This is a genomic window from Brachyspira sp. SAP_772 (assembly GCF_009755885.1).
Lineage (GTDB): Bacteria > Spirochaetota > Brachyspiria > Brachyspirales > Brachyspiraceae > Brachyspira.
The window spans coordinates 460,102-471,619 of record NZ_VYIX01000001.1 but is presented as its reverse complement, the minus strand read 5'-3'; the positions used below and the strand labels follow the sequence as shown (position 1 = coordinate 471,619).

Annotated in this window: 6 protein-coding genes and 1 tRNA gene; 2 read left to right on the top strand and 5 right to left on the bottom strand. The window is 28.4% G+C overall.

The window, feature by feature from the left end:
- Positions 1-58: 58 nt before the first annotated feature.
- Entirely contained in the window at positions 59-2,338 is a 2,280-nt protein-coding gene (locus GQX97_RS02070) for a hypothetical protein (protein ID WP_157150304.1), read from the bottom strand.
- Positions 2,339-2,380: 42 nt separating this feature from the next.
- Positions 2,381-3,205: a viperin family antiviral radical SAM protein gene (locus GQX97_RS02065; RefSeq protein ID WP_157150303.1), complete on the bottom strand. Its 825-nt coding sequence runs from the start codon at positions 3,203-3,205 to the stop codon at positions 2,381-2,383.
- Between the two features lie 177 nt (positions 3,206-3,382).
- Between GQX97_RS02065 and GQX97_RS02060 the strand changes: the two genes are divergently transcribed.
- Positions 3,383-5,920 carry a helicase C-terminal domain-containing protein gene (locus tag GQX97_RS02060; RefSeq protein ID WP_157150302.1) on the top strand — a complete coding sequence of 846 codons (2,538 nt, stop codon included), beginning with the start codon at positions 3,383-3,385 and terminating at the stop codon, positions 5,918-5,920.
- 723 nt (positions 5,921-6,643) lie between these two features.
- Here the strand turns inward: GQX97_RS02060 and GQX97_RS02055 are convergent.
- The 3 genes from GQX97_RS02055 to gyrA form a co-directional block, all read right to left on the bottom strand.
- Positions 6,644-7,432 carry a hypothetical protein gene (locus GQX97_RS02055; protein WP_157150301.1) on the bottom strand — a complete coding sequence of 263 codons (789 nt, stop codon included), beginning with the start codon at positions 7,430-7,432 and terminating at the stop codon, positions 6,644-6,646.
- Positions 7,433-7,803: 371 nt separating this feature from the next.
- The gene (locus tag GQX97_RS02050) at positions 7,804-8,511 is read right to left on the bottom strand and encodes a hypothetical protein (RefSeq protein WP_157150300.1); all 708 of its coding nucleotides are present in this window, start codon (positions 8,509-8,511) and stop codon (positions 7,804-7,806) included.
- 217 nt (positions 8,512-8,728) lie between these two features.
- Complete coding sequence (gene gyrA / locus GQX97_RS02045; protein ID WP_157150299.1) at positions 8,729-11,227, bottom strand: DNA gyrase subunit A; 2,499 nt, start codon at positions 11,225-11,227, stop codon at positions 8,729-8,731.
- Between the two features lie 191 nt (positions 11,228-11,418).
- Between gyrA and GQX97_RS02040 the strand changes: the two genes are divergently transcribed.
- Positions 11,419-11,490: transfer RNA gene (locus GQX97_RS02040), tRNA-Cys, on the top strand.
- Positions 11,491-11,518: the final 28 nt, after the last annotated feature.

Sequence of the window (11,518 nt, the reverse complement as noted above, 5' to 3'; positions counted from 1 at the left end):
GTATAAAATTAAAGGTATTAATTAAAAAAGTAATTAATACCTTTATAAAAATATTCAATTAGAACTCATCGCTTCTGAATTGTGCATCTGTAAGCAAATTATTTTCTTTTATTACATTAAATAAACATTCTAATATAGCGATATAATTTTTATCAATAAACTCTCTTGCTTTTTTAGCATTTATTATTTCTTCATTAACATCACTTGTTTTTTCATTAACCCTATGAGCTAATGAATCTCTTATCTGATTAATAGCTATCCAATTTTTATCAGGCAGTCTTCTTAAAGGTTTTCCTCTATTATCTTTTATAATATCTCCATTTTCATCTTTTTCAATTTTGTTTGATGAATGAAAATGATAGCATAATACATATTCTTTATTATTATATTTTAGATTTAAATTTTCTCCTTTCCATTTAGCATATCTATCAGTAACTTCTTCTCCTGTATCTTCATCAATTTCTCTATGGGCATAGGCATCAGCATTTCTAACATAATCAAATAAACGCATAACTACAAGTTCTTTTCTTGTGTTGCTCATAATCTCATAAATATCTATTAATACATTTTTGTTTTCTATTTTGGTATCTTCTTTTAAAACTTTAGATTTCGCACATTCATTTATTAAGCTAATTATTAGTTTATAGTTATTAAAATCTTCTTTGTTAAAAATATCTATAAGAGTTTTTGTATTATCTTTATTGAGATAATACAAAGATGCTATTAATAAAGGTTCTAATTTATTTTTATAATCATCTATATTTATAAATTTACTTATAAAATCTATTATAAATATAATAACATCACAAATTTGATATTCTATATTTTCATTATGCTCTAAATTATATGATTTACTAAATATATATTTATCAAACAACTGTATTAAATATTGATAAAGAGAATCATTTAATTTTATATAATAATTTTTTTCTTTTCTTAAATCACATAGATCATAATAAAACCAGTACATTCTCTGAATATCTTCAATAATTTTATATACTATATCATAATTTGGTATGATTTTAAAATATGTTTCATTCTCAGACTGAACTGGTTCACCAAGTTTGCATAGACGAATTTGTTTATCTTCTATTCTATTCAAATATTTAATATTTATGTTTGTATATATATCCATAATGATTTGAAGTTTTTCATTTGGGTATTCATGCATCATATTAAATATATAAAGAATAGCAAGCCTTTCTTTTTCTAAATACTCCATTATATTTTTATCATTTTTATCAATCATTTTTACTTCCATACTTTTTTTAGTAAAAATTGATATGGCTTTTTCTATTTCAGAATAATTTGTATATATATTAAACAATGTATATACAAATGTATTAGCAAATACTTTATATATATCATCAATAGTTAAATTATCATATTTTTCTAATTTTCTTATATTATCTTCAATAATATTTTTAGCCCTAACTTTATCTTTTTCATCATTAATATTTTTAGCCCTAACTTTATCTTTTTCATCATTAGTCCTTTTATATCTCTTATAATAAAGTTGAGCCATTATATTTTTTATATGTAATGTATTATTATAATTATTTAATATATCGTACTCTTCTTTCCAAAAATATATATATTGAATTTTTTCATCTATTATATGATATCTATTTTTTAGATATTCACTATAATATTGGTATTTATTTAATACTTTTTTCATTTTCTCAAATTTACTTATTTGGTAACTAAGAGTATCATCAGCGGTTATATAATTTATTAAATTATTATTGCTGTCAAATTCTTTTATTCTGCTTATTATATCTGATATGTATTTATCAATATCATTTAATACTGATATAATTTCATCTTTTACATCTAAATAATATCTGTAAGAATAATGATCAATAAGGCTTGGGGATCCTCTGCTCAATATATCATCATCTTCTTTTATTAAATTGAGATCAAATTTCATAGTGTCAATATGTTTATTTAAATAGCTATGATATAAATAAACTATCATTTCATAGATATTGATGTCTTCAGTATTTTTTTTCTCCATGCATTTTTTTATTTTTATTAATGAAAAAAATAGCACAGTGTCATAATATACTTTTCCATGCATAGCAAGCTTATATTTTAAATGTTTTTTATACCTTATATTTATAATTTGAACCATAGTTGAAATATTTATTCTATTTTCTTCATACATATTAAAAATCATTTTGAGATCTTCACACAATCTAATAACATTTGTTTTATAATCACCTATATAATTTACATTATTTAAGAAGTTTTTATAATTTTCTTCTGTGTTTTTTTCAACCATTTCCAATGTTTTATTTAAATTTTTTTCATCAAAATCATAATATAATTTTTCCATTTTTCTCTCTCCTTTTATAAAATTATACACTAATATATTTCATCAATTAGCTCTTTTGTATCTCTCATAATATTTATCTATGCTGTAATTCATTTTAAAAAACTCTTCCTCTAAATCAACATTATCATCAAATAAGCTCCTTGAGTAAATATATTTATTGTCAATGTTATTAAAAAATCTACCTTTAGCATCAAGCATTATGTAAGACGAAGTCATATTATCATTGTTTTCACTGTAGATTATTTTTTCATTTTCAGCATGAGTATTCAAAAAATAATTAAACTCTTCATCACTTATTAAAAGTTCTTTGCAGGAATTAAGATTTTCTATAGGAAGTACCTGAAATATTTTCCATTTGTTAGGGAGAGCTTTTTCTATAAATGAGTTTAGATTTTCTTTATAATTGTATCTATTAACAACAGTATTTATCTTTAGCTCTTTTCCGCTTTCTTTAATATGGGAAGTTAAATATAGATATTCTTCTTCTGTTATAGGTTTACTATTTCCTACACTTCTTCCAATTTTTATACATGTCTCTTTGTTTAATGAATCTATGCTTAAACCTATAACATTGCAGCATTCTAAAGTTGCTCTTAGTATAGAGTTGTCTTTTAAAAACATTGAACCATTGCTTACTATACTTAATACATGTCCTTGTGATTTTAGATAATATATTAAAGGAATATAGTTTTTGTATATAGTTGGCTCACCACCTACCAAGTTTATATACTTAAACGGTTTAAGTTTTTCAGCTATTTTGAATAAATTTATATTGCACGAATCTTTTGAAGCATAACAGAACTTACAATGCATATTGCAGTTATTGATAAAATGCCAATTAAGTTTTAAGCCATCAAAAATACTCATGATAAATACCTCCGAATTAAACTCGAACATATTCAAAGATATTTTTAACTAAGTATTTTTAGCTTATACTATAAGTATAATATATTATTTATTTTAAATCAATATATTTCATAATAAAAATAATAATAAAAAATATAATTTGACAAAGATTTTAATATAATATACTATCATTCAATAATGAGTGAATATGATGTTGAAATAAATAATGTCTTCTCTTTAGAAGCAATAAATTTTATGAGGAAATCTATAGTTGATTCCTATGGCAATGAAGTATATTTTGGAATCAATTTTAATTCTTTCGGCATATTAGATTATATAGAAGTAATGGCAAGGGGAAATAAAGATTCTGTACCTGCTATAATATCGCTTTCATTAGAGTTTGATGCTGTAATACATAATCACCCATCAGGTCAGCTTACTCCTTCAAGGGCAGATTTGGCTATAGCAAGCGAATTGGGAAATAATGCTGGAGTTGGTTTTTATATAGTTAACAATGATGTTGATGATTTTTATGAAGTTGTAAGGCCAATTAGAAAAGAGAATGTAAAAAATATAGATGCTCCTGATGCATTATTTATGTTCACTGAAAATGGTCTTTTAAGTAAAATATTAAAAAAATATGAATACAGACAAGAGCAAACAGAACTTGTAGAAGCTACAATAGAAGCTTTTAATACAAATAAACATTTAATATCCGAGGCAGGCACTGGAATAGGTAAATCATTTGCATATTTAATACCTGCTTTATTATGGCTTAAAGAAAATAAAACAAGAATAGTAGTTTCAACAAATACAATAAACCTGCAAGAACAAATTATAAATAAAGATTTACCTTCTATAATAGATGCTATAGCTCCAAATGTGAAATATGCTTTAGTAAAGGGGCGTAACAATTATGTATGCATTAAAAAAGTAAAAGATGCTTTGAATGATACTGATAAATTAGATTTTGAAGACCAAATTGAATTTTTTGCAGATATTGATAATTGGCTCAACATTACAAAAGACGGATCTATTACAGATTTGGGCTACAAACCAAAATCTGAATTATGGGAAATGGTTGCCTGCGATACAGACACTTGCACTCATAGAAAATGTGAATATTTAGAAGATTGTTATTTTTATAAAATGCGTAAACAGCTTAATGCAGCACAATTATTAATAGTTAATCATCATATACTATGTGCAGATTTATCTTTGCATGCAGAAACTTCAGGCAGATATAGCCTACTTCCAAAATATACAAAAGTGATAATTGATGAAGCTCATAATTTTGAAAACTCTGCTTCTAGTTATTTTGGAGATGAGGGAAGTAAAAATGGCATATTAAAGGCTCTTTTTTATATATCAAGAATAAAGAAAAATAAAAGACTCGGCGTAATAGAAACTATTAATAATATGGTTAATCAAAATAAATCTTCTATAGAAGTAGACGATTATAGAGAATTATTAGAACTAATTAATACTGTACATGAAACAACTTCAAGAGTAAGAAATGTAGTAGATGAATCTTCAAAACAATTTTTAAACTACTGCCATAAAAACATACAAACAAAAGAAGGTTTAGGATTTAAATTTAGAATATGCCCAGAAATAATAATTAATAATAAATGGAAAGAAGAAGGAATTAAACCTTTAAGAGAGATGGTTTTAGTTATCACTTCATTAGTTAATGCATGCGATAAACTTTATAAAAAATTCTTTGATATAGCAATAGATAAGGGATTTGATTATGAAGAGATAGCACAGATGAGTAATGCCTATCTTGAAAGACTTAAAAGACAATTAATTTCACTCAATGCAGCAATAGATTATAAAAAAGATGAATATATAAGATGGGTTGAAGCAAGAATAACTAAAAAAGGAAATCTCATACTTAATTGGCATCTCACACCTGTTACAGTAGCTAAAAATTTAAATGATTATTTATATTTGAGATTTGATACTGTTGCTATGTATTCCGCTACCCTCACAGTTTCAAAGAGTTTTAATTTCTTTTCTAATAGACTTGGTTTTGACTATATAGAAAAAAATAAAAAGATAGAAATATATTTAGAGTCTCCTTTTAATTATAGAAACAACGCAAGACTTTATATATCAACCGATTCACCAGACCCAGCAAGTGATGGTTTTAATGATTATACATCAAAAGTGCTTCTTAATGTATGCGATATTACAGGGGGGCGTGCATTTATACTTTTTACAGCATTCTCCTCTTTAATGAAAGTTTATGAAACTACTGTTGATAAGCTAAAAGAAAAAAATATTAATGCCCTTGCACAAACTTCTTCAATACATAGACATACTTTACTTGATATGTTTAAGGCATCAGAAAATAATGTTTTATTTGGAGTAGATTCTTTTTGGGAGGGTGTTGATGTTGCAGGAAAGAATCTTGAAGCTGTAATTATACCAAAACTTCCATTTGCCGTTCCTACAGACCCAATAAGTGAAGGAAGATATAAATATATTGAGGAAAATGGAGGAAATGCATTTTTGGATTATGCTCTTCCTTTTGCTGTTATAAAGTTCAAACAAGGTTTTGGAAGACTTATAAGAAGCAAAGAAGACAGAGGCATAGTGTTTGTATTGGATAAAAGACTATATACCAAAAATTACGGCATGCAGTTTATAAACTCACTTCCAAATGCAAGTATATTGAGAGCAAGCATAAAAGAAATTTTTAAAGATATGAACAATTTCTTTGAGCAATAAAAGCTATTAAACTTGCAGTAAAACATATTAAATAATTTAATAATATTTTATTATTTGCAGGGCTTTGCCCCCTGCGAAGCGTGCCCTTAGGGTAGCACCCCAGTTCTTTTACGACCGAAGGGAGTCCTTCAGGGCGACCGTAGGAAGTGCCTTCGGTATTGGTATAAAAGAACCAAAAGAACTGCATTTTATGAAATCTACCTTTAGGTGTACATTAAATTTTAGATGTTATATTACATCGAAGATATATTGTAAAATATAAAGTTGTAGTATTTGTACTTTTTGCAACTTTTTGCTACGGGAAAAAGTTGAATAAAATAAAAAACTTATATGACAATTTTTTTTAAGTTTGTGATTTGTGGTGGCTTTGCCCCCACACCCCCACTTCTTTTGCGACCGAAGGGAGTCCTTCAGGGCGACTGAAGGAAGTGCCGGAGGCGTAACCCAAAGAAGCAAAAGGACTGCATTTAATGAAGTATAGCTTTTTATATATAACAAAATATAAATATTATTTTAGCTTTATATATTCCAAACATACAAAGCTAAAACGTTTGCACTTTCGCGAAGCGTGCCCGAAGGGCGAAAACTTTGACGAAGTCCGCACAGCGAAGGCGGGAAAAAGTTGAATAAAAAACTTAATTATAATAGAAGTATAAGCATGCAATAAAAAAGGCTTAAGGGCAATCAATACCACTTAAGCCTATAAAACTATTTAAGAGCAAATTATTGTCTTGCTGCTTTAGCTAAAACATATCTATTATCACTATCTACTCTACCTTTAGCTATATCTACTAATAATTCTTTAAACTCTTTAAGTACATCTTCTTCATAATCACCATCAACTACATATAAAACTCTTTCATTTCCTTCACCAGTCATAAAATATATTTCATATTCACTATCTCTATCATCATCCTTCTCTGTATTTTGAACCATACAAGCATTTCTGCTATAATCAGTACCTACTTCTGGAAGAGGCATTACTGTACCAACTATATTTCCGCTACCAGCTGGTACTTGTATATCTTTTAACCATTGTAATGTAGAATATTCATCTCTGCCGTCTAATACGCTATTTTCAAATTCTCTTTCAACCATTTCTGAATTTTCATTAAAGAAAATATAAGTTTCTTCTGTTTCTGGTCTTCCATCGTCCCAACCATTTTCTACGCTTACCCAAGCAGTGCTATATAATCTTTCTAATAAATTATATGTACCAGTTTCTTCTGTTTCTTCTGTTGTGATATTACCTGTTGTAACATCAGTAGGACCTGTAATAGTACCACCTGAAGTTGTACCATCTGTTGTTGCGTTATCACCTGTAGCTTGTGATGATACTGAAAGAGCTAGGCTTTGCTGACTATTTACTGATGTACCTCTTAAATCTTTTTTAGACATACTTGGTATATTTTTGCTTACAGTAGACTCTGTAGCTCCGCCTGCACCATCGCTATTAGCACATGAAATTGCTGCCATTGATATTATTGACAATATTAATAGAAATTTTTTCATTTTTCTCTCCTTCATTGTTGTTCATTATTATTTATTGTTATTTATGTATATATTATAAACAAAACACAACTCTTTGTAAAGTTTATTTTACTATTTTTTTAAAAAAATTAAGTTTTTTTTACTATTTTTTTAGTAAATTATATTATTTTTTACTATATTTTTATATATTTTACTTATTTTTACTTTTCAGACTAGTAAAACAAAAAAACATACAAACAATAAAATAAAAACAATATAAATATTTATTAATCCCAAAAGGTTTTAAATAAGGCAATAAATGCAATAAAAAAGGCTTAAGGGCAATCAATACCACTTAAGCCTCTAAAACTATTTATAAAAGTAAATCATTTTTCTACTTTAATTAAGCAAATTTATTGTTTGTTAACATATAGAGTGTATTTATCAGCTCTAATATTAGCACTTGAGCCCTCTCTTTCTACTTGATCTATTATTGCTTGTAATCTAGTTTCTACATTTGTTTGTCTATCACCATCAACTATAAAAAGAGTGTCTCTGTCATAAAGATAATAACCTTCATATTCAACATCATCATCGCCTTTTTCTTCTACTTTAACTATTACAGCATTTCTATTTGCTTGATCTTTTTTAGAATCACTTGCCAAATAAGCCATATCTGTAGGAGTATTTATATCACTCTTTACAACTGTTAAAGTATAATAATCTGTTTCTGGTTTATCTCCTGTTTCATATTCTGTTTCTAGTCTTGAAGAATCTTCATTAAATAAAACAAAAGTAGTTTCTGTTTCTTCTCTTCCATCATCATAGTCCATTTCTGTTTGATACCAAGTTGTAGAGTATAATCTAGTAAGTAAATCAATGTCTGCAGTTGAAGCTTGCTCTTGAATTTGCTGATAAGAAGCACTTATAGATTTAGTTGCTTGATCAGTACCTTCTTTAGTACCTATCCATGATGAAACTGAATCACCATTTTTTTGGTTTTTGTATATACTTGGAACATTTCCGCTTATACCTATATTACCACTATTAGGATCTGTTCCATTGCTACAAGAAATAGCAGCCATTGATATAATAGATATTATTAATAAAAATTTTTTCATTGGATTTTCTCCCCTTCATTGTTGTTTATGCATATATTATAACACAAATGAGTATGCTTTGTAAAGTTTTTTAATATTTTTTTATAAAAATTTAATATTTTTTTACTAATTTTTTATAAATTTTATACTTTTTTTACTTACTTTTACTTTTAAGAGTAGTAAAACAAAAAGCCCATATTAAAAAATACAGGCTTTTTAATAATATTTATTTTTTATTTTATTTTTCGCTATCTGCAGGAACCACAGCCAAATCGCTTACCTTAGCACCGTCAGAAATATTAACTATTTTTACACCCTTAGCGTTTCTTCCCAACTCTGGTATAGAATCAGCTTTTATTTTTATAGTCATGTCATCTGTAGTAACAACCATTATCTCATCTTTATCACCCACAGTTTTTACGCTAACAACATTTCCTGTTTTATTATCAGGTTTAATATAAATCTGACCCTTTCCGCCTCTGCCTTTAGCATTAAACTGCTTAGAAGAAAGTCTTTTACCTATACCATTTTCAGTGATAACTATTAATGATTCACCCTTATGTATACCGTTTCCAGATACACAAATATCATTGTCATCTAAACTAATGCCCTTAACACCAGCAGCAGCTCTTCCCATATTTCTTACTTTCTGCTCATTTATTCTTAAAGCAAGCCCAGAAGCAGTAGTCATAATAAAGTCATCGCCGCTCTCAACAGCAGATACCCCTATAAGCTCATCATTATTCTCTAATGTTAAAGCAAGTATACCCCTCTTCTTAGCATTCTCAAGATGTTTAAGCTCCATCTTTTTAATAGTACCCATCTTAGTAACCATTATAATAGATTGTTTAGGGTTAAAGTCAGATACAGTAAAGTAGCTTGTAATTTTTTCATCTGGTGCCAAATTGAGTATAAACTTGATGCTTTTACCCTGAGAAGTTTTTGTGAGAGCAGGAATCTCATGCACCTTCATCCAGAAAGCCTTACCTCTGTCGGTGAATATAAATAAATAATCTTTAGTAGAAGCAACAAATAAATGTTCTATATAATGTTCACCTTGAGATTTACCGCCCTGAACACCTACACCGCCTCTGCCTTGCGTACGATAGCTTGAAGCAGGTACTCTCTTAATAAAGCCTTGAGTAGTGATAGATACTGCCACATCTTCATCATGAATCAAATCTTCTTCATCAATTTCAGTATCATTAGTTTTGCCTATTATCTCGCTTCTTCTGTCATCGCCATATTTTTCTGCTATGTTTTTAAGTTCATCTTTAATAACAGCAAGTATTTTTTCTGGATGAGCAAGCAAATCTTCACAATAAGCAATAAACTCTCTTAATTGTTGTAATTCTTGTTCTATTTTGAGTTTTTCTAAAGCAGTTAAACGTTTAAGAGGCATATCGAGTATAGCTTGAGCTTGTTTTTCTGATAGTTTAAACTTACTCATTAAAGTGTTTCTTGCAGCTTCAGTGTTTTCGCTCTGCCTAATAATTCTTATAACCTCTTCAATATTAGCCTGAGCTATTAATAAGCCTTCTAATATATGTGCTTTTGCTTTAGCTTGATTTAAATCATATTCTGTTCTTTTTGTTATAACTTCAACTCTGTGATCAACAAAATATTTTATAAGCTCTTTTAAGTTTAATACTTTAGGCTCGCCATTAACCAAAGCAAGGTTAATTATACCAAAAGTAATTTCTAAGTCAGTATGCTTCCAAAGCTGATTTAATACAATCTGAGTAGCAACACCCTTTTTAAGCTCTATTATAAGCCTAATTCCAGACCTATTGCTTGACTCATCTCTAATATCAGCAACACCCTCAATTTTACCTTGTTTAACCAACTCAGCAATCTTTTCATGCAAATTAGTTTTAACAACACCATAAGGAAGCTCTTTTACAACAATAGCCTCTCTGTCTTTTTTTGTCTCTTCTATTTCAAGCCTAGCTCTTAATTTTATTCTTCCCTTACCAGTAGTATAAGCCTCTTTAATGCCCTCTTTACCATATATTATACCAGCAGTAGGGAAATCAGGTCCTTGTACATAACGCATCAAGTCTTTAATTTCGCTATCCTGATGGTCTATATAATAAATAACAGCATTAACGACCTCTTTTAAGTTATGAGGAGGCATATTAGTAGCCATACCAATAGCAATACCCATACTGCCATTAACTAAAAGCTGAGGCACTGTTGCAGGAAGTACAGAAGGTTCAGTTCTTGAATCATCGAAGTTTGGAACGAACTTAACAGTTTCTTTTTCTATGTCGTTAAGCATTTCTTCTGCGAATTTAGTCATTCTCGCTTCAGTATAACGCATAGCAGCAGGCGGGTCATCGTCCACAGAACCAAAGTTACCCTGTCCGTCTACAAGCAAATAACGCATAGAAAAGTCTTGTGCCATTCTCACCATAGTGCCGTAAACAGCAGCATCTCCGTGCGGGTGATAGCGAGCCAACACTTCACCAACGGTAGCAGCAGACTTTTTGTATGGTTTATCATGTGTTAGATTAGCATCATACATCGCATAAAGTATTCTTCTATGCACAGGCTTAAGTCCGTCTCTTACATCAGGCAAAGCCCTTGACACTATAACACTCATAGCGTAATTTAAATAAGATTCTTTTAATTCATTTTCTATAGAAATATGATCAACTCTTTTTAGAATATCTTTTGTTAGTGTAGAATATTTTCTCTCTTCAGTATTATCATTATTATTCTTTTTTACAGCCATAGAATTTTATCCTTATAGAAATATATTCAAATAATTATAACACATTACTGTAAAATTATCAATATAAAAATATAGTAAAAGCATAAGTATTTAATATGACAACTATATTATGTAATTATTATACTAAAAGATTTTATATATCTATTGACTTTTTAATTTATTTGTTATATACTATCACAATCAAAATATATGGCGGTGTAGCCAAGTGGTAAGGCAGGAGTCTGCAAAACTCTTATTCATCGGTTCGAATCCGTTCGCCGCCTCATTTTTCTAAATTATTGTTAACATAAT